Origin of the sequence: Streptomyces sp. NPDC052114 (assembly GCF_040680155.1) — a bacterium.
In the GTDB taxonomy this organism is placed as follows: Bacteria; Actinomycetota; Actinomycetes; order Streptomycetales; family Streptomycetaceae; genus Streptomyces.
In genome coordinates this window covers 123364-147312 of the sequence record NZ_JBFAWC010000019.1, presented here as the reverse complement: position 1 = coordinate 147312, position 23949 = coordinate 123364, and the positions used below count along the sequence as shown (strand labels likewise).

Sequence of the window (23949 nt, the reverse complement as noted above, 5' to 3'; positions counted from 1 at the left end):
CCTGCCGCCGGAGAGGTCACCCGGCGATCAGACGCCTGTGCGCTCCACCGGAATCCACAGCTCGGCGTCCGCCCGCGCCCCGTCCGGCGACAGGCGGGTGCTCAGGATCTCCGGACCCGGACGGCTCTGGTACGGGTTCGACGGGAACCACTGCGTGAACACGTCCCGCCACAGGTACTGGAGCGCCTGCGGGAACGGGCCGGAGTTCTCGAAGACGGCCCAGGTGCCCGCCGGAACGGTGAGGGCGTCCAGGTCCTCGGGGACCGCCGCCCGGGTGACCACCCCGTGGTAGTAGTCGAGTTCGGTGCCCTCCGCCCGGCTCGGGTCGAGGTCGTCGCTCACCGCGACGATCCCCTTGGGCTCCTGGTCGGACAGATCGGTGATGCGTCGCAACGTCTCCTTGTCGATGCTCCGGATGAAGTCGGCGATCGCGGGGTTCATCCCTTCGTGGACGAGCGGAACGCGGGCCTTCTTGCCGGCCACACGGAACTCCTCCTTCTCCACGACCCGGTATCGCATGCTGCTGCTCCCTTCGACGATGAGACGGAAGGACATGCGTGGCTGGGAGTGCAGAGCGGCGCCGGTGCGCCGGGCCTCGCCCGGCCCCACGCCGTGCATGGCGCGGAACGCACGTGCGAACGCCTCGCCCGAGGTGTAGCCGTAGCGCACCGCGATCTCCAGCAGCGTCCGCTCGCCGGCCAGCACCTCGGCGCCCGCGACGGTCAGCCGCCTGCGCCGGATGTACTCCGAGAGCGGGACCCCGGCCAGCGCGGAGAACATCCGCCGGAAGTGGTACTCCGACGTCACCGCGATCCGCGCCAGCTCGGCCACCTCGATCCGCCGGTCCAGATGCGACTCGATGTGTTCCAGGGCCCGGTTCAGCTGCTCCAGCACTCCTGCCTCCTTCCCTTGTGTCCATCACGTTAGGAAGGGACCACTGTGCCGGACCCGACATCCTGTGCCCGTTGTGGTCGGGGGTCAGGCGCCGCCGAGTTCCCTCTCGCAGTCCTGCCGCGCCGCGGCGCTCAGCCAGGGGCCGAGCTTGGTGAACAGGCTCCTCAGGTCGGCGCCCCACCGCTCGCGGAAGGCGCTGTCGACACCGGCGATGTCCAGCTCGTTCGCCGCCGTCAGCTCCGCGAAGTCCCGGAGCCGGGACGGGGCGGGGAGCCACGTGCGGCCGGTGAAGCGGTCGTGGAAGCGGATCGCGGGCCCGGCGCACGCCGCCCGGCGGTCGGCGGTCGTGGTGGCGATGCTCGCGTACGTGGGGCGGCGGTCGCAGCTCGCGTAGAGGAACACGAGCGCCTCGGCCTCCGGCCCGATGGCGTCGCGCAGTCGGCTCCGGTCGGCGGGGTGCAGCAGCACGGGTGCGAAGCCGCCGGTGCCGTACGTCGCGTGGCACAGGCCCGCGCGTTGCAGCGCCGGGCGGGCACCCCAGCCGGCGAGCCGGTCCCGGACCCGGTCGAGGTGGGCCAGGAGGGTTCCGCCGGGGTGGTCGAGCCGCGCCGCTCCCAGCTCGGTCAGGAGGCGGCGTGCCGTCTGGTCCGGGGTGTCGGTGGGCTGGTCCGGGGCGTCGATCGGCTGGTCCGGGGTGTCGATCGGCTGGTCCGGGGGGTGGTTCGGCTGGTCCGGAGTGGCGGTCGGCGCCATCGGCGCAGCTCCTTCGTGGAGGGCCTGTCGGGGGCGCGCCCCCTGGGGTTCATGGGTGCCTTTCGGGCTCGCGCTCCGGGGAGAGGTCGGCACCCGGCGTACGCCCGACGCGCCGTCCGGAGCGGGACGCCGGGCCCTGCCGGGTTGCCGCCCCGGGCCCGAGGGGATCGTCCCGCCCGCCCAACCGCCAAGTCAATCCTCGGGTTTACTGCCCTCCCCCAAGCCTGGACTAGGACCATCCCGACTCGCGTGACTCCACGGCCGGTACGAAGGGGCGGTTGAGGTGAGCCGTCGCGAGGACCGCACGGGAGCGGCGGGCCTCCGCGAGCAGGCGCTCCCTGCTCCGCCGGGCGGCCTCCTTGTCCCGCTCGAAGCCGTAGGACACGGCCGGGTTCACGAGCTGCACCGCGTGGACGAGCACGTCACCCGTGACCATGATCCGCCGCGCACCGCCCTCGACGAGGACCGACTGGTGTCCGGGCGTGTGGCCGGGCGTCGGCACGAGCGTGACGGCACCGCCGTGCCCTCGCCCCGGACCAGTGCCGCCGGGCCCGCCCAAGAGCCGTGCCCGGCCGTCGACTTCGTGCAGCAGCCCGGCCGCGCGCAGGGGCCGGACGACGTACGACATCGCGCTGTCGTTCTCCCCCAGCGCGGCGATCTCCACACGCTGGACGACGTGCCGGGCCGCCGGGAACATCGGCGTCCCGTCCGGCCCGACGGCCCAGCCGTAGTGGTCCTCGTGCAGATGGGTCAGGACGACCGAGTCCACGTCGGCCGCGTCGATGCCCGCTGTCCCGAGCACCTCCGGCAGCCGGCCCGGCACGGGCGCCCACCCCGACGCGGGGCTGCCGACGGGCCCGATCCCGGTGTCGACGAGCGTGACGCGCCCACCGGGCCTGCGGATCGCATGGCAGTGGAAGTCCAGCTCCCAGGTGTCGCCCGGTCCGAACGCGGCCGGGTCGATCCGTTCGGCCCGCCGCCAGTCCGCCGCCGTCGCTCCGGCGAAGTGGTCCTGCCGCCTGCCGGGGAACGGCCCGTGCGCGTCCAGGAGCGCCAGCACCTCGAACGCCCCGGCCCGCCGCGCGACCACTCCCGACGTCCGGCCGCCCGCCGCGCGTGCCGCGCCGCCGTCCGCCAGGACCTGTCCCCATCCCGCGAGGGCGGCGGCCCCCGCGACACCCCGCAGCACATGCCGTCGTTCCAGCCCGCTCATCGGTGTCCTCCTCGTCCTGCCGCCATGGGTTCTCCGCACGAGAGACTGCCGGGCAACGCCCCTGCGCGGCTTGTACGTTCTTGCTCGGCCCGCCTTGCCGGAGGCAAGACGCCGAACGCGCCAGTCGGGGCCGGAAGGGACGCACATGCCGGTCGACCGCAGGACCCTGCTCCGCACCGACGACCTCCTGCTGGCCGACGTCCTGTGCGCCGCCGCGCCGCGCGGCTGGACACCGGTCCGCCCCGCGACGGTGTTCGGACTCGTCATGGTGCGTCGCGGCCTGGTGCGCGGGCGGGTCCAGGGGGTGGAGCAGCTCCTCGACCCGGCCAGCGTGTACGTGGAACGCCTGGGCAGCGAGCAGCAGTTCGCGCATCCGTGCGGTGACGACGTCTACACGGAGATCGTCCTGTCCGAGCCGCAGGTCGCCGCTCTCCTGGGCGGTGACCCGACGGTCCCCGAGGGCCTGGTGTTCACCACACCCGAACTCGCCCTGTCCCACCGGCTGTTGCTCAGCCGAGCGCGTACGGGGGCCGATGCCTTCGAAGTGGCCGAACGCACCACCGCGGTCGCCGCCCGCATCCTCGCCCAGCTGGCCCCGGCCCGCGTCGCGAGCGGGCTCCCCCGTTCGGTCCGGGCGCGGCGCCGTCTGGTCGACGACGCCCGCGCCGCGCTGGGTACCGACGGCGCCCCCGGCCTCGGCTCCCTCGCCCGCGCCGTCGGCTGTTCACCGCACCACCTCAGCCGCGTCTTCCGTACGGAGACCGGCACCACCCTCACCCGTTACCGCACCGGGCTCCGTGTCACCCGTGCCCTGGACCGCCTCGCCGAAGGCGAACGCGACCTGGCCCTCCTCGCCCACGACCTGGGCTTCAGCGACCAGTCCCACCTCACCCACGCCCTCCGCCGCGCGACCGGGCATCCTCCGGGCCGCCTGCGCGCCCTGCTGCGCGACCCGCGGTAGTTCCTGCCCCACCGCCTCTGTTCTTCTGCCGCCTCCGCCCGCACAATCACCTCCGTACCCGCGCGTAACCCCCGTGTCGTGTCAGCGTCGTGCCGGATGAGGTGATGGCCGTGTCGATGGCCGGAACAGCCCGTGCCCGTGTGGGCGCGCAACTGCTCGTAGCCCTGCTCGTGGCGGCGATGACGGCACTCGTCGCGCCCGCCCCCTCCTCCGCGGCCCCGCGCGCCGCGCACACCCCGGTCGTCTTCGTGCACGGCTACAACGCCGACCCGGGCGTGTGGGGTTCGCTGCGCGAGGACATGAAGGCCGCCGGCTACACCGACGACGAACTCTTCTCCTGGGGGTACGACACCGACGCGTCGGTGAACGAGACGCTCTCCGGACAGCTCGCCGCGTACGTCGCCGAGGTGCGCGTCCGCACCGGCGCCGACCGTGTCGACCTGGTGGCGCACTCCTTCGGCAGCCTGGTCACGCGCTGGTACGTGAAGTTCGGCGGCGGCGCGCCCTTCGTGTCCCACTGGGCCTCGATCGCCGGGCCCAACCACGGCACCGCCACGGCCTGGGCGTGTGCGGCCTGGTCGCAGGGGTGCCGTGACATGACTCCGGGTTCGTACGTCGCCAAGCAGCTGGCCGCGGGCGACGAGACGCCGGGCACGGTGTCGTACGCGACGTGGTGGTCGAACTGCGACGAGGTCATCAACCCGGACAGCAGCGTCCCGCTCACCGGGGCGACCAACCATCCGGCAGGCTGCGTCGCGCACAACGACCTGCTGACGGACGACGGGGTGTCAGAGGGCGTGCGGGCCTTCCTGGCGTCCTGACCCGCCCGTCCGCGGGACCCGACCGCACCCCTCCGGGTGCCGGCCGTCGGGCGCGGGGGCCCGGAGGTTGCCTCAGAAGATCGAAAGGCCCGTGTGCGTCGTGAAGCGGTCGAGCGCGGCGACGCCCGCGACCGAGTTGCCCCGCTGGTCGAGGCCGGGGCTCCAGACGCAGATCGTGCAGTGGCCCGGGACGACCGCGATGATGCCGCCGCCGACACCGCTCTTGCCGGGCAGCCCCACGCGGTGGGCGAAGTCGCCGGCCGCGTCGTAGGTGCCGCACGTCAGCATCACGGCGTTGACCTGCTTGGCGCGGCTGCGCGAGAGCAGCGTCGAGCCGTCGGCCCTTATCCCGTGCCGCGCCAGGAACCCGGCGGCCAGCGCGAGGTCGGCGCAGGACGCGGCGACGGAGCACTGGCGGATGTACTGGTCGAGGAGTTCGGGCACCGGGTTGGAGATGTTGCCGTACGACGCCATGAAGTGGGCCAGTGCGGCGTTGCGGTCACCGTGGGCGGCCTCGGAGGCGGCGATCTGCCGGTCGAAGGTGAGTCCCGGGTTGCCGGACTCGGCGCGCAGGAAGTCGCGCAGGGCGCCGGAGGCGTCGCCGGTCAGGGAGTGGAGGCGGTCGGTGACGACGAGCGCGCCCGCGTTGATGAACGGATTGCGCGGGATGCCGTGCTCGTACTCCAGCTGCACCAGGGAGTTGAAGGGGTTGCCGGAGGGCTCGCGGCCGACGTGCTCCCAGAGCTCGTCGTCCTCCAGGGAGAGCGCGAGGGCGAGGGTGAAGACCTTGGTGATGGACTGGGTCGAGAAGGGGTGCTGCCAGTCGCCGACGCCGTACACCGTCCCGTCGAGTTCCGCGACGGCCATCGCGAAGCGGTTCGGGTCGGCGCAGGCGAGTGCGGGGATGTAGTCGGCGGGGCGCCCGCGTCCCGGGGTGGCCGCGATCTCGGTGGCGATGCGGTCCAGGACCGGCTGGAAGGTGGTGGACACGCTGACTCGCTTTGACTTCGTACGGTGATGCTTGTGCCACACCCTAACGCCCTGTAGGCGCGGCTCGGCCGCACCCGGCGCGGCGTCGGCCCCGTGTCCGGCCGTCAGCCCCGTGTCAGCGGCCTGGGGGACCCTGATCCGCGATGACTCGCCAGGGATTCGTAAGATCAGGGGAGAGTATGCGGACATCCCGACCCAGGACGGCCGCCGGTACGCGAGCGCCTTGCCACCAGCGGGGACGCCGTGCCGACTCCTGCCCTCCTGCCGCCGCCGTCCGGGTCTCCCGCCGGCTCCTCACCGGAACACCTCTGTCTTGAGCACCGACGAAGCCGTCGAGGCGCCGCCCGCGCCTGTCCGCACCAGCCAGCGCTCCCGTCCCCGCTCCCGGGTCCTCGGCCGTCTCGCGGGGAGCGCGCCCGCCCCGCCGCCGCCCGGCACCATCCTGCACAACGCCGGTGTCGCCACCGCCGTCATGCTGGCCCTGGCCGCCATCGGCTCCCTGATCCACGAGCCCCTCCTGATACCGCCGCTGGCCGCGTCCGCCGCGATCATCTACGGCGTCCCCCAGTTGCCGCTCGCCCAGCCGCGCAGCGTGATGGCGGGTCACATGCTGTGCGCCGCCGTCGGATTCGGGGTCCTCGCCGTCCTGGGCAGTTCGTCCTGGGCCGCCGCGCTGGCGGCGGGGATCGGTCTGGCCGTGATGACGGCGGCGCGCGCCGCGCACTCACCGGCGGCGGCGACGTCCGTGGTCATCGTCCTGCACTCCCCGCACCCCGCGACGTTCGTCCCCCTCCTCGCGGGCTCCGCCGCCCTGCTGGTACTCGGCGGCTGCGCCTCCGCGTACGTCCGCCGGGGCGCGGCGCGTTATCCCGTGTACTGGTGGTGAGGCGCGGTCTCCGGCACGGAGCGGCACGATCTCGCGGAGACCGGCCGCGTGTGCGGGAGTTCCGCCTGCCGGGACAGGATGACGGATCCGGATGACCGATCGGGATGACCGATCCGCGGACCTATGCGTACAGAAGTGCGATCCTGTGATCATGACGACACCCCGACGCAGCCAGGCCCAGCGGGACGAGATCACCGTGGAGATCGGGTACGCGCTCTTCAGCGCGGCCTTCCTCGCCCTGCTCGTCTTCGGCGTGGTCGCCGGGCCTGTGGCCGTGTGGTCCCTGCCCCATGAGGTCGACAAGGTCCTCGTCATGGCGGGAGCCTCGCTGGCCGGAGCGCTCGCGCTGGTCCGTGTCGTTCATGTGCTCCGGCGATTCGCGAGGCAGCAGCGGGCCGCGCTCACCCCTCCCCGTGAGCTGCCGGGCGGGTCCGCTCGCTGAGGTCTCCCGCCGACGGGCGGTCGACGCGCCCTCGGCATCTCCGGCTGGGGGACAGCGCCGCCCTCCGCGGCCGTCATTGCTCCACAGCGTCAGGACGTACGACACGGAGTGGTGGATCCGCCGCGCCCTTCACGCGACCTTCAGCCGATGAGACCGCGCAGCGTCGGCACGCTCACCCCTGCCCCGGTGAGCCCCGCGAGGACCGCGCCCGCCGCCGTGGCGCCCGAGAGGAACGTCAGTCCTCCGACGACGAGGCCGATGACCGTGGCCATCAGGAGAACGACGGCGGTGTGCACCGTCAGGAAGGGGCCTGAAGAACTCACGTGACTCTTCTCCTGGTCGTTCCGAAGGTCGTGACGCCCCGCTCATACGTCGCCGACGCCCGCCCGCCCCACGGCCCGCGCCCCTCTCCCGGCACCCCGCGCCGGTCCCGGAGAAATCCCGGAACCCACCCGTGGGGTCCCGGGGCGCGCCGAACGTACAAGGGGACATGCGCGCAAGCGAGGACGCCGGAGCCGGGCGCCGCCGGACACCGGGGACCGCGGCCGGAGGGGACGACCATGCGGGGCGAGGATGAGACCACGGGCGGGGCGTCCGCGGCCGCGCGCGCCCGGCGCCGGTCACCCCGCCCCGACCCCGGCGAACGGCACAAGGACCGGCTCGGCGCGCCCGTCTCCTCGGGGGCGCTGGGCGCGATGGATGCCCGGCACGGCCGGGAGGCGCGCCGTTTCCAGGAGGACGTCGAACGGTGCGCGGCCGACGCGGAGTTGGTGCGGATGCTGCGCGCGGACGACTTCGCCGGGCCCCGCTACGACCGCTTCGAGGAGGAACTCGCACGCTACGGAATCTCCGTACTGCGCGGCTGGCTGCACTCAGGTTTCGTGTTCACGCTCGTCGCCGCGCGCGGATTCGGGCTCAGCCCGCGGGAGAGCGAGCTCAGCGAACTGGCCAGGGACAGCGACCTGCGGGAGGAGCTGGCGACGATGACCGTGGCCCGCACCCTGCCCCGCTTCCGCCGCCAGGCACTGGAGCAGGGCGGCTGGCGCCCCGACGGGGGCGCGGGCATCGCCACGTACTTCATGGGGGCGTGCGCGTACGAGTTCCCCAACGAGTACCGGCGCCACCGCAGCGACGAGGAGCGCTGGCGCCGGGGCATGGACCGGGCCGAGGCCACGGCCGGGACCGCCGCGGTGGCCGGTGTCTCCGCCGAGGTCCTCGGCAGACTGCAGGTCCTGGAGGACCTCACCGACATCGACGACCCGCGCATGCGGGCGGCCGTCGCACTGACCCTGGACGGCTACGCACAGGACGAGATCAGGCAGATCCTCGGCGCGCCGTCCGTGCGCGCCGTCGAGGGACTGCTCTACCGATGGAGGGCGAGAGCCAAGCGCGACGAGCGGAAAAGGGGTGAGCGCCATGGGTGACCTCGACGAGGAGTTCGACGCACTGCTCGCGCGGTCGTCCCTCGGCACCGAGGGCGCCGGGCGGCTGCGGGACCGCACCCCGCTGGACACGGCCCGCGCGGTCCGCAGGATCGCGGACCTGCGCTACCTGATCGCGAGCCCGGCAGCTGGCAGGGACGAACGGCGCGAAGCCGTCCGTGAACTGCGGGCGCTGCTCAAGGATCTGGGGCACGACGCGCGGGGCCTCGTACCCACGACCGTGCCGCCCTCCTCGGCGCACGAGGACGCCGCGCCGCGCCCCGATTCCCCGGACGACCAGACGGTCCGGGCCTCCACCGAGGCCGCCGCGGACGGGACCGGAGCCGTGACGCTCTGGCATGTTTTCCTGACCGTCGCCGGTCCCCCGCTGCCGACAGCCGACGTCCGCCGCACCCTCGAACGGTTCGCGGCCGCCCACCCCTTCGCCCTGACCGCCCGCTACGCCGCCGACCACGCCGAAGTGCGCTACTGGGAAGAGGCCCACGACCTGCGGGACGCGGCAGCGACCGCGCTGCGGCTCTGGCAGGGGCACGGCGCCTCCACAGAGCTGACCGGCTGGATCGTGACCGGACTCGAGATCATCGACCGCGCCACCTACCACCAGCGCACGGCCTCGGGCGCCGCGCTCCACCGCCCCGAAGCCGGCGGCTACGGGAAGGAGCCCGCCGTCTCGGGCACCGGCCAGGACATGCTGCGCGAACGCCGTGGCCGCCGGCCCGGGTCGTGAGGAGGATGCCGTACGGGTGGGCACGGTCCGCACGGCGGGCGCACTGCCGCGCCGGCTAGGCGTCGTCCGCCGCGGCGGCGTCGAAACGCTGGAGCCGCTCCCGCAGCGTGCCCGCGAACTCCTCCGCCCGTGCCAGCTGGGTCCGCAGATTGACCACGCGCTCCTGCGCGGCGTCCTCGAAAGCCCGCACGCGTCGCACGAGTTGGTCGCGCTCCCCCTCGGAGACGTCCTCGCCCGAGTCGAGGACATCCGTCGCCGCGAGCAGTTCCCGCATCTCCTCCAGGGTGAAGCCGAGGGGCTTCATGCGGCGGATCACCATCAGGCGGGCCACGTCGGCCTCGGTGTAGAGGCGGAAGCCGCCCTGGGAGCGGGCGGAGGGGACGACCAGTCCGCTCTCCTCGTAGTGCCGAATGGTGCGCAGGGAGAGTTCGGTGCGCGCGGCGACTTCGCCGATCTGCATGTGCTTGTCGTCCACGCCCCTGGCCTGGCCCTTCTCGTCCTCGCGGGCCGGTGTACGCACGACCCGTCGAACTCTACCCTTACGTTAGGGTAGAGTTGCTCCTGTTCGGGTGCCCTGAGGGCTCCCTCCTTCGTCACGCCGCGGCCGATGGCCGCGGCGAGTCACCGATTCTTGCAGGAGAGGAGCGTGCACGAGACCATGACGCCCGAGGCCATCGCCTGTCCGCCGTGACGCGGGACGCCATCCCGCGCCGTCTCATCCGCCGCCACGCCCCGACCCACCCCAGGGCGCTTCCCAGCACGACAGGTCTCTGCTCTCTTGCCCTCCTCCGTCTTTTCGACCGCTTCCCGACTGAGCGGCCTGCGCCCCGACTGGCTGTCCGATCCGAAGATCTGGCGCACCGAGGTCCTCGGCGGGCTCGTGGTCGCGATCGCGCTCATCCCCGAGGCGATCTCGTTCTCGATCATCGCCGGGGTGGACCCGGCGATCGGTCTGTTCGCGTCGTTCACGATGGCCGTCACGATCGCCGTCGTCGGCGGGCGACCCGCGATGATCTCCGCGGCGACCGGCGCGGTGGCCCTGGTCATCGCACCGCTCAACCGCGAGCACGGCCTCGGTTATCTCGTCGCCGCGGTCATCCTGGCCGGTGTCTTCCAGATCGCGCTCGGCGCCCTCGGGGTGGCCAGGCTGATGCGGTTCGTGCCGCGCAGCGTCATGGTCGGCTTCGTCAACTCCCTGGCCGTCCTCATCTTCATGGCGCAGGTGCCGGAGATGCGGGACGTACCGTGGCCCGTCTACCCGCTGATCGCCGGCGGGCTCGCCCTCATGGTGCTCTTCCCCCAGATCACCAAGGCGGTCCCGGCTCCGCTCGTCTCGATCGCCGCCCTGACCGTGCTGACGGTCGCGGCCGGCATCGCGGTGCCGACCGTGGGAGACAAGGGAGATCTGCCGTCGGCGCTGCCCGTGCCGGGCCTGCCGGACGTGCCGTTCACCATGGACACGCTCACCACCATCGCGCCGTACGCACTCGCCATGGCACTGGTCGGACTGATGGAGTCCCTGATGACCGCGAAGCTCGTGGACGACATCACCGACACCCGCTCCTCCAAGACCCGCGAGTCCATCGGCCAGGGCATCGCCAACATCGTCACCGGCTTCTTCGGCGGCATGGGCGGCTGCGCCATGATCGGCCAGACGATGATCAACGTACGCGTCTCCGGCGCCCGTACCCGTCTGTCGACCTTCCTCGCGGGCGCGTTCCTGATGGTGCTGTGCGTCGTCTTCGGCCCGGTCGTCTCCGACATCCCGATGGCCGCGCTGGTCGCCGTGATGGTGATGGTGTCGTTCGCGACCTTCGACTGGCACTCCATCGCGCCCGCCACGCTCCGGCGCATGCCCGCGGGCGAGATCGCCGTCATGGCGATCACCGTCGCCGTCGTGATCGCCACGCACAACCTGGCCATCGGCGTGGTCGTCGGCACCGTCACCGCCATGGTCGTCTTCGCCAAGCGGGTCGCCCACCTCACCCATGTCACCGCGGTCACCGACCCCGAGGGCACCGAGATCGTCTACGTCGTCACCGGAGAACTCTTCTTCGCCTCCTCCAACGACCTCGTCGGTCAATTCAGTTATGCCACCGACCCGGACAAGGTCGTCATCGACCTGAGCGCGGCCCATATCTGGGACGCCTCTTCCGTCGCGGTACTGGACGCCATCGAGAAGAAGTACGCAGAACGCGGAAAAGAGGTCCGCATCATCGGCCTGAACGATCCGAGTGCGCGGATTCACGAGCAGTTGACCGGTGAACTCAGCGGCAGTCATTGATCTGTCCATACTTTGCCACAGCAATTTCACACGAGCCCGACGTAACGCCTTTCAGCTCTTGAGCTTCAGGTTTCTCGCGTCACCATTCGAGACGGCCCGGGGCGAACGAGTCACGCCGTTCTCCCGCGGCTCCCGATCCCAGTCCCCGAGAAAGTCGATCTCGGCGGTCAGCCGAACGCCCGTATGCCGATGCACGCGCCTGCGAACGATGTCCACGGCCGCCGCGAAACCGGCGGCCGTGGCGCTTCCCGCCGGCTCTTCCACGACCAGGGTGTAGTGCAGGGAGGACACCCGCACACCCGCGACGATCGAGCGGCCCAGGTCGAATCCCGCCTCGCGGATGAGCCAGCTCGCGCTGACCCTGGTCGAGCCGTCCGGGAAACGGTTCACCGGCGCGTCGCGCGTGCGCAGTTCGGCGGCCCGGGCCGGGGAGATCTCCGGGCTGAGGAAGACGCTGCCCACCGAGCGTTCGCCGCGCGGCGCGCACTCCAGCACCATGCCTTTGCCGCGGCGGACCGCGTGGACGGCCCGGGCGGCCTCAGCCGGCGGGACCCGCGCGCCGAGGTCCACGCCGAGTTCGGCGGCGACCTGCCGGTATTCGATCGGTGCGCCGAGCGCGGAGCGGCGCAGGGCGAAGACCAGACTGAGCAGGGTCCAGCGTCCGGAACCCTTGAACCGGCTCGTGCGATGGCCGAGCCCGCACTCCGCAGCCGACAACGTGACCCTGCGGCGGCCGTGCCAGTCCCAGGCCCGCACGGCGACGAGGATGCCGGAGGTCTCCTGGCCGTACGCACCGACGTTCTGCACCGGCATGGCCCCCACCGTGCCCGGGATGCCGGTGAGCATCTCCATGCCCGTGAGGCCCTCGGCGATGGTGGTGCCGACCAGGTCGGCCAGTGAGTGCCCGGCCTCCACCTCGACCAGCACCCTCTCCTCGTCGGCGCGTCCGAGGGGGCGTATGCCGCGCGTGGCCATGCGCAGGACCGGGGTGGAGCAGCCGGAGTCGTGCACGAGGGTGTTGCTGCCCGCGCCAAGAGTCGCTGGTGGACACCCTCCCTCGGCCGCCATGGACTCGGCGAACTCCGTGAAGTCCGCGGGGTCGGTCAGCTCGACCAGCGTCGCGGCCGGCCCGCCGAGCCCCAGGGTGGTCAGGGGGGCGAGCGGTGCGTCATGGGTGACGTGCATGCGATCGGGTGCTCCTTGTCTGCCGCGTGGACCGGATTCTCCTGCGGCCCACGGGGCCGAGTACGGGGACTCAGCTCGCGCAGCGCAGACCGCTCGGCCCGAGCAAGTAGTCCATGCGCTCCAGTACCTGACGCGCCGACGCGCTGTCCTGATGGAGCCGCAGGCGTCGGCGCAGACCTGCCAGCCGCACCCGGGCCCGGATCGAGGTGAGGTTCTCGGCCAGGTCCAGCGCGGCCGTCACCGCCTCGGCCGCACCGTCGAGCTCCTCGCGCGCCAGCCGCGCCTCGGCCAGCGACGCCGAGTGGAGCAGCCGGTTGCGCGGCTGGGCCTCGCCGAGCATCTCCAGTCCGCACTGGAGATGCCACTCCGCGCGGTCGGGCCTGCCGAGTTCGAGCCACGCCCGGCCCGCGTCGGCCACCATGACGGCCGGCGTCAGCCAGTACGCCCAGGGCGTGTCGTCGTCCCCGGCGCCCTGGCTGAGCTCCGCCGCCTGCTCGAGATGGTGCTGACAGCTCGTCTGGTCGCCGACGGCCGCATGGGCCCGCGCCTCACGGGTGGCGAGCAGCGCCTGCCGGATGCCGGCGGGCGCGCCTGCCGTGCCCTTGCGGGCCATGCGGATCAGACGGAGCGCGTCGTGGCCCTGTCCGGACCACAGGGCCCGATAGCTCATACAGGACACGATGTACGCGCCCAGTTCCCGGTCGCCGGCGCTCCGGGCCGCCCGCAGCGCCTCCAGGAAGTGCCGTCTGCTCTCCCCTTCGAGGCCCAGGTCCGCGGCCAGCCACCCGGCGAGCTGGCCCAGTTCGGCGATCGCCCGGTGAAGCCGGACTCCGACCTGCGCGTCGTAGGCGTATTCGACGGCGAGGCGCTGCGCCCACCTCAGGTCCTGGACGGTCCAGTCCAGGACCATCCGGCCGCCGCGGTCGTCGTCCATCTGCCGCAGCTGCCGGATGCGCAGGGCCAGCAGGTCGATGTCGACGGGCGCGACCTCTTCCCCACGAGAGCGCGAAGGAGCGGTGACCTCGTCGGCCACCAGCCAGTCGACCGCCCCCGACACCAGGGCCTGATCCGTCAAGGGAGGCTCCCGCGGGCGGGCGGGTGTCCGTGCGGAGGGCGTCGCACGCGCGGCACGTGCTCCCGTCGCGAAGTGCCGGGGCCAGAGCGCCTCCACCGAGACGCCCTCGCTCAGTCTCGCCGAGAGGATCTTCGCGACCACGTGCGGGAGTTGGCGCCGGGGGCACGAGCCGCGCAACCAGTTGTACGGCGCCTTCTCGCTGATCGTCCCCGGCCCGCACACGTGGTTGATCTCGCGGGCGAGCCGTTCCGGCGACCAGCCCAGGCGGGACAGGCAAGCGGCTAAAACCGACGCATCTCTCATCGACTGGCGACCTTGATCTCAGCAATGTCCAACGGAACACCGACGGGCGAAGACAGCGGCGCCGATGCCGTGCGCGCAGGCCATCAGAGAAAACCTCCCCATGAAGAATGAACTGCCCATGAATAATTTCTGCAAATCTGTGATCAGGAACACACGGGATCTACATGCGATGTCCTATTCGGGTACCTGACGAAGCTTCTCGCAGATGTTCCACCGAGAGCCACCGACCTTCCCGTCCCGATGTTGCATCAAACGTCAACTGACCGAACTGACCATGCTCACCCAACTGACGCAGCTGACGTCCGACATGACTTTCTCGGGCGATCGTTCCTGTGCTGAAGTTGTCCACCGCGCCGGAAGAACCCCCACTGACTGTCAGGCCTCTTCGGCCGATCGCATGAGGAGTTCCATGGAAGTCGAAGTACTCGGACACGTGTCGCTGTCGGCCGGCGGGAAGCGCGTCACCCCCAGCGCCGCCAAGACCAAGCAGGTCCTGACCCTTCTGCTGGTCAATGCGAACCACTTGGTCACCACGCCCACCCTCATCGAGGAGCTCTGGGACGAGCGGCCGCCGGCCACCGCCCTGAGCACGCTGCAGACTTATGTGTTCCAGTTGCGCAGGCTGCTCGCCCATCTGCTGCCGAAGGAGTCCCCCAAGGAGATCCTGACGACCACGCCGAACGGCTACGCGATCCACGTCCGGCCCTGCGATCTGGATCTGCACCGCTACGAGAACCTCGTGAGCGATGGCCGGCGGGCGTTCTCGGCGGGTGAACACGAGAGGGCCGTCGACCGTCTGCGGGCCGCCGAGCGGCTCTTCCAGGGCCCGGCGCTGGCGGACATCCGCCCCGGACGCCACCTGGAGGCGGAGATCGTCCGGCTGGAAGCGGCGCGGCTCGGCGCGCTCGAGACACGCATCGAGGCGGAGCTGGCCCTGGGCCGGCACCATGAACTCCTCGGCGAACTGCACGGACTGGCCTCGCGGCACGCCCAGCACGAGAGTTTCCACCGCCAGCTCATGCTGGCCCTCTACCGGTGCGGCCAGCGCCCCGGTGCGCTCAATGCCTTCAACCGGCTGCGCCGCAGGCTCGTCGAGGACCTGGGGCTCGAACCCTCCGCCGAGCTCCAGCAGTTGCAGCGGGCGATCCTCGCCGCCGACCCGGAGCTCTCCCGTACGGGTGAGCACTCGCCGCAGGCCGTGGCGGGCGGGGTCCGCCTGTCCGGGGCGTCCTGACCCGGCACCTCGGTGACCGGCCCGAGCGGGGTGGGCGGGCCCGGGCCCCGCTCACCCGCGTCAGCCCTTCGGCAGGTCCTCGCGGTGAACCTGGCGGCGCCTGATGAGGAGCCGCCCGCCCACACGCACGAACGTGTCCTCGCACGTGCAGAACAGCTCCAGTTCGGACACGCCGCCCTTCGGGGTCCTGACGAGCTGGGCGTAGGACCTGGCGACGACGGTGCCGTCCGACGCCTCCTCCACGTGCAGCGTGCTCAGGCAGTGTCGCCTCAGCACCCCGTCCGCCACCAGCTTGTCCGCGGCCGCGGCGGCTCCGGCCTCGATCTCGGCCCGGCCGACGTGCGGCTCGGGCCGGGCGTTGGTCAGGGACACCGCGTCCTCGGTGAAGTCACTCGTCCAGTCCGCCACACGGCACTCGTCCATGGCCCGCATGTGGCGGCCGTAGAACTGCTGGATCTCCACGTACAGCATGAGGGATTCCGTGCCGCCGGGCAGGCTCTCGACCGATGTCATGCTTTCTCGTCCTCCCGTCGAATTCTGCTCCCGAACCTTCCCGCAGAGGCTGGCACCGACCGGTCCAGCGGCGGTAAAGAGCGGATCTCGCGCACATTCGAGGCCCACTTGCTCCGCCCTCGACCGCGCCGTGGTGCAGTGTGCAGCCGAAAGGTCCGCTGCACATCAGGAAACCGAGGTGACGGAGGCATTCTCGTGAACCATTCCCATGCCGGGGGCGCGGTCTTGTTCGACCGCGCGCGATCCGGTTCACGGCCGCGGTGGAGAACCATCGGCGAGCTGCTGGGGGACGCCGCCGAGCGTTATGGCGACTGGGAGTTCCTCCGCTTTCCCGAGAGATCCATCAGTTTCGCCGAGGCCGACGGATACGCGAGCCGGCTGGCCCGGGTCCTGCGGGCGCACGGGGTGGGCCGAGGCGACCGCGTCGCCCTCATGATGGGGAACGTGCCCGAGTGGCCGCTGAGCTGGCTCGCCGTCACCAGGGCGGGAGCCATCGCGGTGCCGGTCAACGCGCGCAGTGGCTCCGCCGATCTCGCGTACGTCCTCAAGGACTCCGGCAGCGTCCTCGCTCTGGCCTCCCAGGAATGCGTCGAAGGCGTACGGAAGGCCGCCGTCGATGTCGGCTCCCTCAAGGAAGTGCATACGCTTGACGCTCTGGCCGAGGAGTTGGCGGAAGCCTCTTCCTTCGATCCGGGAATTCCCGTGGGGCCGTCGGACATCGCCAATTTCCAGTACACGTCGGGCACCACGGGGTTTCCCAAGGCGTGCCTGCTGTCCCACGATTATTGGCTCAGGACCGCCTGGCTGATCGCGGTCGGCGCCGAACTCCACGCGGACGACGTCGTGCTGACCGCGCAGGCCTTCTCCTACATGGATCCGCAATGGAATGCGGTGATGTGCCTCATGGGCGGTGTCCCTCTTGTCGTGCTGCCCAGATTCTCCGCTTCCGGATTCTGGAATTCGGTGCGCGAAAGCGGCGCGACGCTGACCTACGTACTGGGAACCATGCCTCTGCTGATGTTCAAGCAGGCCCGGCATGCGGGAGACAGCGACCACTCGATGCGGCTCGTGCTCTGCTCGGGCATCGCCCCCGACCGGCACCGCGCCTTCGAGGAGCGCTGGGGAGCGCCGTGGCGGGAGGTCTACGGCTCGACCGAGAGCGGGCTCGACCTGATCGTCGCGCCCGGTGCCGCCGACACGGTGGGCAGCGGCGCCATGGGCCATCCCCCCGAGGGCAAGGACGTCCTCGTCGTCGACGAACGGGGAGCAGCTCTCCCGCACGGGGAGACAGGGGAGATCGTGGTCCGCGGGGAGCCGATGATGGACGGCTACTGGAACCACCCGGAAACCACGGCCCACGCCTTCAGAGGCGGCTGGTACCACACGGGAGACCTCGGCCACCGCGACGCCGCGGGCCGCATCCATCACGCGGGGCGCCTCAAGGACATGATCCGGCGGGGCGGCGAGAACATCTCCTGCGTCGAGGTGGAGAGCGTGCTGGAGAGCCACACCGCCGTCCTCGCCGCCGCCGTCGTCGCGATTCCGGACGAGCTGTTCGAGGAGCTGCCGAAGGCGTTCGTGCGGCTTCGCCCGGGCCACTCCCCCGGGACCGACGTGGCCCGCAGTGTGCTCGACCATGCCCGTCGGCTCCTGGCCCGGTTCAAGGTGCCGGCGTATCTGGAATTCGTCGACTCGTTCCCGATGACGCCCTCGGCGCGGATCCAGAAGCGGAAGCTGGTGGAGCCGGAGAGGGATCAGCGCACGGGGTCCTTCGACGCGGCGCGCGGCACCTGGGCATGACCCGGCGGACAGACGAGAGAGGGGAGATCACCATGGACGTCCTGGAGTCCCGATCCGGGCACATCGACGTGTCCGTGCGCGACGAGGTGGCTGTCGTCACGCTCGACCGGCCGGACCGGCTCAACGCGCTCACCGCGGACATGCGCCGTGAACTGGCCGCTGTGCTGCGCCGCTTCGGGGACGGCGCTCTCGTGCGGGGCATCGTCCTCACGGGCAAGGGGCGGGCCTTCTGCGCCGGGGAGGATCTGCGCGAGGCCGCCGCGGCCCCCGCGAACGGGCTGGTCGCCGAGGCCGAGCTGTTCCACGACATCACCCGCGCGGCACTGGAGACGCGGATCCCCACCGTCGCCGCCCTCAACGGAGTCGCCGTCGGCGGCGCGGGCGAGCTGACGCTCTGCTTCGACTACCGCCTGGGCACCACTGATGCCGCCTACTTCCTGCCGGAGAACGACCTCGGTCTGACCGTCTCCAACGCGGCGAGCGTCCTGCTGCCCCGGCTGATCGGCAACCGTTCCCTGCGGCTCGTCCTGGAAAGCACCAGGCTCGACGCCCGGCAGGCCCTGGACATCGGCCTCCTCGACGAGATCGTGGCCCCCTCGGCGCTCCTCCCGGCCGCGCTCCGCCTGATCCACCGATGGACGCGGCCCGGCGCGGCGACCGCCGAACACCTCGCCCTCCTGCGCCCGCGACGGGAGGTCGTCGAGGCAGCCATGGCCCGCGAGACCGAGGCGGTGCGGCGGACCGAGGAGACCGGTGGCGCGCGAGCGGGCATCGACCGGTTCCTGGCACGGCGCGGCGCCGAGCGCTAGCCGGCCCGATCCGTCCCGGGAAACCCACGCGTCACGGGCGTCGGCCGCGGGAGGACGGCCGACGCCCGTGACGTGTCCAGAGGACGGATCAGTCGGTCACCTCGACGACCAGGGCGGCGGCGGTGTCACCGGCCGCGCACCCCGCGAACAGTCCGAGGCCCCCGCCCCGCATCCGCAGCTCCTCGACCAGCTCGGCGAGGGAACGCATGCCCGTCGGTCCCTGTGGATGGCCGAAGACGAGACTGCAGCCGTAGGCGTTCATCGACTCCCAAGGCACCCCCGTCTCCCGGGCGAAGTACAGGTCATTGACCGCGAAGGGGTTGTGCGTGGTGACCGCGGCGACGGACCCGATGTCCAGGTCCGCGGCCTGCAGCGCGGCGCGCGCCGCCGGCACCAGGGCCCGCGGCATGTGCACGGGAGCCACCCGGGCGAATCCGGCGGCCAGCAGACGTACGTGGCCCCGCCCGCCGGACAGTTCCCTGGCCCGCGCACCCGTGGTGACGAGCGCGCCCGCCGCCCCGTCCGCGGGGTGGGTCTGCGAGGCCGCGGTGTGGGCCCCGCCCGGCCGGACCGTCGGCAGGCGGCCGGCGCGCACGGGCTCCACCGCCCGCACCCCTTCGTCCGCCGTCAGGAGGACCGGACCGCCGTCTCCTTCCGGGACGACGACGTCGACCATGTACCGGCGCTGGAAGGCCCGGTCGTCGGCCAGCGACCGCTCGTACTGCTGGGAGCGCAGCACGGCGAGCTCGTCGGTGTCGCCACGCGTGAATCCGCACTCCGCCGCCACGTTCTCCGCGGTGGCCAGCATGTCCTCGCCGGTGCTGGGGTCGCGGGCGAAGCTGTCCCGCACCCAGTCCTCGTGGACCGGCTCCCGATCGGGCGCCGACGGGTTGGGCCACTCCAGCCTCGGCCCGTTGCTCGTGCGGTCCGTCACCACCACGAGCTGCGGTCCCGCGCCGCTCTCCACGAAGCCCGCGGCCTGGTGCAGGGCCGCCACGGATGTCGCGCAGGCCTGGCTGATCATGGGGCCGGAGGCCGCGGGCATGCCGAGACGGGTGGCGACGGTCGGGCCGCCGTAGAAGATGGCGGGCTGCGGCACCGTCCAGCCGAGCACCAGACCGTCCACCTCACCGCGGTCGACGTGCCGTGCGTCCAGTGCCCGGTCCGTGACGGCCACGGCGACGTCGAGGCTGGAGTGCCCGGCGAGTGTGCCGCCCCACCGCGCGAAGGGCGACGACCAGATCCCGCCCAGCGGGACCGACACGTCGCGGTAGACCACACCGAAGGCCATGTGCCCGCCTCAGCTGTCGAGGGTCCGCGAGGAGCGGCCACCCGGGTCGGGGTCCTGGCCCTTGGCCGCTTTCGCCACGAACAGCGCGACACTGCCCCGGACCTCGATCCAGTGCCAGTCGAAGTACCGCTCCAGGGCGTCGTGCAGCATCGGCACGCTGTCCCGTTCGTTGTGGAAGGAGCCCTGGCGCTGGTACAGCCGGTTGAAGGCACCCGAGACTGGGGTGTGGCGCACACCGCGGGTCAGTACGGTGCTGCCGAACAGCACACCGCCGGGCGCCAGCGCCTGCCGGAGGTGCCGGAACACCAGTTGCTTGCCCTCGGGGGGATTCGGCACGCAGTGCAGCACGTAGTTGAACGCGATCGAGTCGAACCCGGGACCGCCGAGGTCCGGGAGCGGTTCGAGCACGTCGGCGCGCACGGTCCGCGGCGCGAAGCGGCTCAGCCGGTGTGCGACGAACCGCAGCGGGTCGGGGTTGAGGTCGAGCAGCGTGATGTCCGGTGACGCCGTCGGGAACCGGCAGTGGTCGAGGTAGTAGCCCGATCCGGGTCCCACCTCCAGGTGCGACGAGCTCACCCAGGAGTTGTAGTGGCCGATGAGACGGGCCTTGGGGCAGCGCCACAGCAGCCGGTTCGACGCCTTCACCACCACGGCGTCGTAGAGTTTGAGGCGCCTTTCCTCGTAGTAGGGCTGTCCGTCGGTCTCCTCCGAGGAGGAGACCGGTTCCGGTACCTGAACGGTCATGGTTGCTTACCCCTTGGGACGGTCATGGAGATCAGTGGCCGGGACGGTCGTGGAGTTCAGTAACTGCCGAGCCCGCCGCAGACGTTGAGCGCCTGGGCCGTCACCGAGGCCGCCAGCGGGCCGACCAGGTAGCGCACCATCGCGGCGACTTCCTCCGGGGTCGAGTACCGGCCGAGCGGGATCTTCGCCTCGAAGTTCGCGAGCACCTGCTCCTCGGTCACGTCGTTGAGCTGCGCGTAGCTCCTGCGGATGTCCTGCGCCATCGGGGTCTCCACGTAGCCCGGGCAGACCGCGTTCACCGTGGGCCCGCCCGCCGCGTACTCCTTGGCCAGGGCCTTGGTGAAGCCGATGACGCCGGCCTTGGAGGCGGAGTAGGGCGCACCGAACGGCACGCCCTGCTTGCCGCCCGTGGAGGCGATGTTGATGATGCGGCCGGTGGGCTGCCGGATCGGCTCGCTGGCGGCGACCACCGCGCGGGTCACCCAGAAGACGCTGTTGAGGTTCGTCTCGATGACGTCGAGCCAGAGGTCGTCGGAGAGTTCGGCGGTGACGCCCCCGCCGCCGCGTCCCGCGTTGTTGACCAGGACACGCGGCGCGCCGTGGTCGCGCACCAGCTCCTCGACCATGATCCGTACCGCCTCGCGGTCGCGGACGTCGCAGGTGTACCCGTCGACGTCGAAGGAGTCGTCCTCCGCGCGCAGCGAGTTCAGCGCGAGGTGGAGCCGGCCCGCGTCGCGGCCCACGATGATCACTTTGCAGCCGTCCGTCACCAGGGCGTGGGCGATCGCGAAGCCGATCCCGCTCGTGCCGCCGGTGACCAAGGCGATGTCCTGGGGACTGCTCCCCGCTGTCGTAGGCATCAGGACCCTTCTTCCGGAGCTCTGCGCTGCGTGGCAGCCTGCTCGGCCCCGCGACGGATGCGCCCGGGGCCGACACCGAGGGTCGTGTCCGGCGATGCAGCGGCGGTCCAGCGGCACTCGTGCCCCTCGCAAGCGCTCCTGGCTGCTTGCTCCGGCCCGGACTCCGCCTGGACCGTGGCTCCAGCGCGGCCCGGCAGGGTCTCGCATCGTGAGCCGACAAGTTGTCATTACGGGCCTGAGTGTCCTCGCCCCTGGCTCGACGGACACCACGGGCTTCTGGGAAATGATCACGGCGGGCCGGAGTGCGATTCGCAGGATCACTGCGTTCGACCCCGCGGCCTTCCGTTCACAAGTGGCCGGTGAGATCGACTTCGACCCGCTGGCGTCCGGCTTCAGCCGCAGGGAGGTGCGGCGTCTGGACCGGGCGAGCCTGTTCTCGGTGGCGTGCGCCAGACGCGCGGCCGCCGAGGCCGGTATCCGTGCGGGCGAGGGCGTCGATCCGGCGCGATGGGGGGTGAGCGTGGGAACCGCGGTGGGCTCCGCCACCAGCATCGAGCGGGAGTACGTGGTGCTCTCCGACGAGGGCAAGGAGTGGCTCGTCGACGAGAAGTACGCGTCTCCGCACCTGTTCGACTACTTCGTGCCCGGCTCGATGGCGCGGGAGACGGCCTGGGCGGTGGGTGCCGAAGGGCCCGTCTCGATCGTCTCGGCCGGCTGCACCTCGGGCATCGACGCGATCGGGCACGCCTTCCACCTCATCCAGGAGGGCAGTACGGACGTCATGCTGGCCGGGGCGACGGACGCCCCGATCACGCCGATCGCCGTGTCGTGCTTCGACGCCATCAAGGCGACGACGCGCCGCAACGACGATCCCGCGCACGCGCCCCGGCCCTTCGACCGCACCCGCGACGGCTTCGCGATCGCGGAGGGCGCGGCGATGCTCGTCCTGGAGGAGCGCGAGCGGGCCGAGCGCAGGGGCGCGGACATCTACGGCGAGATCACGGGCTACGCGTCGCACTCCAACGCGTACCACATGACGGGTCTGACGCCGCACGGCACGGAGATGTCGCGCGCCATCGACACGGTTCTGGCCGAGGCCCGCACGGACGCGTCGGCGGTCGACTACGTCAACGCGCACGGCTCCGGCACCCGACAGAACGACCTGCACGAAACCGGTGCCATCAAGAGGAGCCTCGGCGCGCACGCGTACGACATCCCGGTCAGCTCGATCAAGTCGATGATCGGGCACTCGCTGGGCGCGATCGGGGCGATCGAGGTCGCCACGTGCGCGCTGGCGATGCGCCACAGCACCGTGCCGCCCACGGCGAACCTGCACGAGAGCGACCCGCAGTGCGACCTGGACTACGTCCCTCTGGAGGCGCGGGACGCGGAGCTCGACACCGTCCTCACCGTGGGCAGCGGATTCGGCGGATTCCAGAGCGCGATGCTCCTGGAGAAACGACCTGGGAGGCACCGATGACCGTGGACACCGTCGTGACGGGCCTCGGGGTGGTCGCCCCCAACGGCCTCGGCGTCGACGACTTCTGGAAGGCGACCCTCGACGGCACGTCAGGCATCGGGGAGGTGGCCGACTGCGACGCCGCCGGGTACTCCGCGCGGCTGGCGGGCCGGATCAGCGGATTCTCGGCGCGTGAGCACCTGCCCGCGCGGCTGCTGCCACAGACCGACCGGGTCACGCGCCTTGCCCTGGTCGCCGCGGACTGGGCCCTGTCCGACGCCGATGTGACGATGACGGAGCTGGACGAGTTCGCCTGCGGGGTCGTGACGTCCAACGCGACGGGCGGGTTCGAGTTCTCGCACCGCGAGATGCAAAAGCTGTGGACGCTCGGGCCCGACCACGTCAGCGTGTACCAGTGCTTCGCCTGGTTCTACGCCGTCAACACCGGGCAGATCTCCATCCGCCACAAGATGCGCGGCCCCGGCGGCGTCGTCGTCGCCGAGCAGGCGGGCGGGCTCGACGCGATCGGTCATGCACGCCGGCTCATTCGCCGGGGTCGCGGCGAACTGATGCTGACCGGCGGCGTGGAGTCGTCCTTCGACCCGTGGGGCTGGGTCTCGCACCAGGCGTCCGGCACGGTCAGCAAGGCCGCCAACCCCACGGACGCGTACCTTCCGTTCGCGCCGCGCGCCAACGGCTACGTCCCGGGTGAGGGCGGCGCGATCCTCACCCTCGAGGACGCGGACGCCGCCCGCAGGCGCACGGACCGGCTTCCCTACGGCCGGATCACCGGCTACGCGGCCACCTTCGACCCGCCGCCGGGCTCGGACCGGCCCGGCGGGCTGCGCAGGGCGGCGGAGTCGGCGCTCGCCGACGCGGGCCTGCTGCCGGAACAGATCGACCTGGTGGTCGCCGACGCGGCCGGTGTGCCCGAGCTGGACGCCGAGGAGGCGGCCGTGCTGCGCGCGGTGTTCGGTCCCCGCGGTGTGCCGGTCTGCGCGCCGAAGTCCATGGTGGGCCGGTTGATGGCCGGTGGCGGCCCGCTGGACGTGGTGTACGCGCTGCTCGCCCTGCGGGACGACGTCATTCCCCCGGCCGTGCACGTCGACCGCGCCGCGGATGCCCACGACATGGACCTGGTCCTCGGCGAACCGCGCCCGTGCGAGCTCTCCTCGGTTCTCGTACTCGCCCGTGGGCACGGCGGATTCAACTCGGCCCTGGTGGTCCAGGACGTGCGCTGACCCTCATTCCCCAGACGGCGGT

General features: G+C 71.7%; 24 protein-coding genes. 12 read left to right on the top strand and 12 right to left on the bottom strand.

All coding sequences use genetic code 11. The features are described 5' to 3' along the window. Positions 1–27: 27 nt before the first annotated feature. From AB0L89_RS33450 to AB0L89_RS33440, 3 genes are all read right to left on the bottom strand, one after another. Positions 28–894 carry an AraC family transcriptional regulator gene (locus AB0L89_RS33450; RefSeq protein ID WP_365149585.1) on the bottom strand — a complete coding sequence of 289 codons (867 nt, stop codon included), beginning with the start codon at positions 892–894 and terminating at the stop codon, positions 28–30. An 84-nt stretch (positions 895–978) separates the two neighbouring features. Next, positions 979–1647 carry a DUF6817 domain-containing protein gene (locus tag AB0L89_RS33445; RefSeq protein WP_365149582.1) on the bottom strand — a complete coding sequence of 223 codons (669 nt, stop codon included), beginning with the start codon at positions 1645–1647 and terminating at the stop codon, positions 979–981. A 229-nt stretch (positions 1648–1876) separates the two neighbouring features. Next, entirely contained in the window at positions 1877–2860 is a 984-nt protein-coding gene (locus AB0L89_RS33440) for an MBL fold metallo-hydrolase (RefSeq protein ID WP_365149579.1), read from the bottom strand. A 145-nt stretch (positions 2861–3005) separates the two neighbouring features. Between AB0L89_RS33440 and AB0L89_RS33435 the strand changes: the two genes are divergently transcribed. Both AB0L89_RS33435 and AB0L89_RS33430 read left to right on the top strand, forming a co-directional pair. Continuing rightward, positions 3006–3821: an AraC family transcriptional regulator gene (locus AB0L89_RS33435; RefSeq protein WP_365149576.1), complete on the top strand. Its 816-nt coding sequence runs from the start codon at positions 3006–3008 to the stop codon at positions 3819–3821. 89 nt (positions 3822–3910) lie between these two features. After that, positions 3911–4642: a triacylglycerol lipase gene (locus tag AB0L89_RS33430; RefSeq protein WP_365149574.1), complete on the top strand. Its 732-nt coding sequence runs from the start codon at positions 3911–3913 to the stop codon at positions 4640–4642. Positions 4643–4714: 72 nt separating this feature from the next. Here AB0L89_RS33430 and AB0L89_RS33425 read toward each other — a convergent pair whose 3' ends face one another. After that, positions 4715–5632: a glutaminase gene (locus AB0L89_RS33425; RefSeq protein ID WP_365149571.1), complete on the bottom strand. Its 918-nt coding sequence runs from the start codon at positions 5630–5632 to the stop codon at positions 4715–4717. Positions 5633–5945: 313 nt separating this feature from the next. Between AB0L89_RS33425 and AB0L89_RS33420 the strand changes: the two genes are divergently transcribed. Together AB0L89_RS33420 and AB0L89_RS33415 are read left to right on the top strand one after the other, a co-directional pair. Beyond that, a complete protein-coding gene (locus tag AB0L89_RS33420) occupies positions 5946–6518 on the top strand; it encodes an HPP family protein (protein ID WP_365149568.1) in 573 nt (190 codons plus the stop codon). Positions 6519–6669: 151 nt separating this feature from the next. Continuing rightward, positions 6670–6960 carry a DUF6332 family protein gene (locus AB0L89_RS33415; RefSeq protein ID WP_365149565.1) on the top strand — a complete coding sequence of 97 codons (291 nt, stop codon included), beginning with the start codon at positions 6670–6672 and terminating at the stop codon, positions 6958–6960. 140 nt (positions 6961–7100) lie between these two features. Here AB0L89_RS33415 and AB0L89_RS33410 read toward each other — a convergent pair whose 3' ends face one another. Next, complete coding sequence (locus tag AB0L89_RS33410) at positions 7101–7283, bottom strand: hypothetical protein (RefSeq protein WP_365149563.1); 183 nt, start codon at positions 7281–7283, stop codon at positions 7101–7103. Between the two features lie 237 nt (positions 7284–7520). Here AB0L89_RS33410 and AB0L89_RS33405 point away from each other — a divergent pair, with 237 nt between their 5' ends. Then, positions 7521–8384, top strand: coding sequence for a hypothetical protein (locus AB0L89_RS33405; RefSeq protein WP_365149560.1), 864 nt, complete (start codon positions 7521–7523; stop codon positions 8382–8384). A gap of 343 nt (positions 8385–8727) precedes the next feature. Continuing rightward, the gene (locus AB0L89_RS33400; RefSeq protein WP_365149644.1) at positions 8728–9129 is read left to right on the top strand and encodes a hypothetical protein; all 402 of its coding nucleotides are present in this window, start codon (positions 8728–8730) and stop codon (positions 9127–9129) included. A 55-nt stretch (positions 9130–9184) separates the two neighbouring features. Here the strand turns inward: AB0L89_RS33400 and AB0L89_RS33395 are convergent, their stop codons facing one another. Next, entirely contained in the window at positions 9185–9604 is a 420-nt protein-coding gene (locus AB0L89_RS33395) for a MerR family transcriptional regulator (RefSeq protein ID WP_365149641.1), read from the bottom strand. A gap of 303 nt (positions 9605–9907) precedes the next feature. Between AB0L89_RS33395 and AB0L89_RS33390 the strand changes: the two genes are divergently transcribed. After that, positions 9908–11413, top strand: a complete 1506-nt coding sequence (locus AB0L89_RS33390) for a SulP family inorganic anion transporter (RefSeq protein ID WP_365149557.1) — start codon at positions 9908–9910, stop codon at positions 11411–11413. Between the two features lie 51 nt (positions 11414–11464). Here the strand turns inward: AB0L89_RS33390 and AB0L89_RS33385 are convergent, their stop codons facing one another. Further along, positions 11465–12598 (bottom strand): UDP-N-acetylmuramate dehydrogenase, encoded by a 1134-nt coding sequence (locus AB0L89_RS33385; protein WP_365149554.1) that lies wholly within the window; start codon positions 12596–12598, stop codon positions 11465–11467. Between the two features lie 70 nt (positions 12599–12668). After that, a complete protein-coding gene (locus tag AB0L89_RS33380; RefSeq protein WP_365149551.1) occupies positions 12669–13976 on the bottom strand; it encodes a hypothetical protein in 1308 nt (435 codons plus the stop codon). A gap of 409 nt (positions 13977–14385) precedes the next feature. On the opposite strand from AB0L89_RS33380, the gene AB0L89_RS33375 reads away from it, so the two are divergent. Further along, positions 14386–15210, top strand: coding sequence for an AfsR/SARP family transcriptional regulator (locus tag AB0L89_RS33375; RefSeq protein WP_365149548.1), 825 nt, complete (start codon positions 14386–14388; stop codon positions 15208–15210). A gap of 60 nt (positions 15211–15270) precedes the next feature. Here AB0L89_RS33375 and AB0L89_RS33370 read toward each other — a convergent pair whose 3' ends face one another. Further along, positions 15271–15723: a nuclear transport factor 2 family protein gene (locus tag AB0L89_RS33370; protein WP_365149546.1), complete on the bottom strand. Its 453-nt coding sequence runs from the start codon at positions 15721–15723 to the stop codon at positions 15271–15273. A gap of 195 nt (positions 15724–15918) precedes the next feature. On the opposite strand from AB0L89_RS33370, the gene AB0L89_RS33365 reads away from it, so the two are divergent. Together AB0L89_RS33365 and AB0L89_RS33360 are read left to right on the top strand one after the other, a co-directional pair. After that, entirely contained in the window at positions 15919–17523 is a 1605-nt protein-coding gene (locus tag AB0L89_RS33365; protein ID WP_365149543.1) for an AMP-binding protein, read from the top strand. Positions 17524–17555: 32 nt separating this feature from the next. After that, positions 17556–18332 (top strand): enoyl-CoA hydratase/isomerase family protein, encoded by a 777-nt coding sequence (locus AB0L89_RS33360; RefSeq protein ID WP_365149540.1) that lies wholly within the window; start codon positions 17556–17558, stop codon positions 18330–18332. 88 nt (positions 18333–18420) lie between these two features. On the opposite strand, the gene AB0L89_RS33355 is transcribed toward AB0L89_RS33360, so the two are convergent. The 3 genes from AB0L89_RS33355 to AB0L89_RS33345 are packed head-to-tail and all read right to left on the bottom strand — an operon-like array spanning position 18421 to position 21227. Then, on the bottom strand, positions 18421–19623 hold the full coding sequence (locus tag AB0L89_RS33355) for a thiolase family protein (protein ID WP_365149537.1): 1203 nt from the start codon (positions 19621–19623) through the stop codon (positions 18421–18423). A gap of 9 nt (positions 19624–19632) precedes the next feature. After that, entirely contained in the window at positions 19633–20367 is a 735-nt protein-coding gene (locus AB0L89_RS33350; RefSeq protein ID WP_365149534.1) for a class I SAM-dependent methyltransferase, read from the bottom strand. Positions 20368–20423: 56 nt separating this feature from the next. Next, entirely contained in the window at positions 20424–21227 is an 804-nt protein-coding gene (locus tag AB0L89_RS33345; protein ID WP_365149531.1) for an SDR family NAD(P)-dependent oxidoreductase, read from the bottom strand. A 208-nt stretch (positions 21228–21435) separates the two neighbouring features. Between AB0L89_RS33345 and AB0L89_RS33340 the strand changes: the two genes are divergently transcribed. Together AB0L89_RS33340 and AB0L89_RS33335 are read left to right on the top strand one after the other, a co-directional pair. Next, positions 21436–22707 carry a beta-ketoacyl-[acyl-carrier-protein] synthase family protein gene (locus AB0L89_RS33340; protein ID WP_365149528.1) on the top strand — a complete coding sequence of 424 codons (1272 nt, stop codon included), beginning with the start codon at positions 21436–21438 and terminating at the stop codon, positions 22705–22707. Next, positions 22704–23927: a ketosynthase chain-length factor gene (locus tag AB0L89_RS33335; protein ID WP_365149525.1), complete on the top strand. Its 1224-nt coding sequence runs from the start codon at positions 22704–22706 to the stop codon at positions 23925–23927. Before AB0L89_RS33340 ends, AB0L89_RS33335 begins: the two co-directional genes overlap by 4 nt. The last annotated feature ends 22 nt before the right edge of the window (positions 23928–23949 follow it).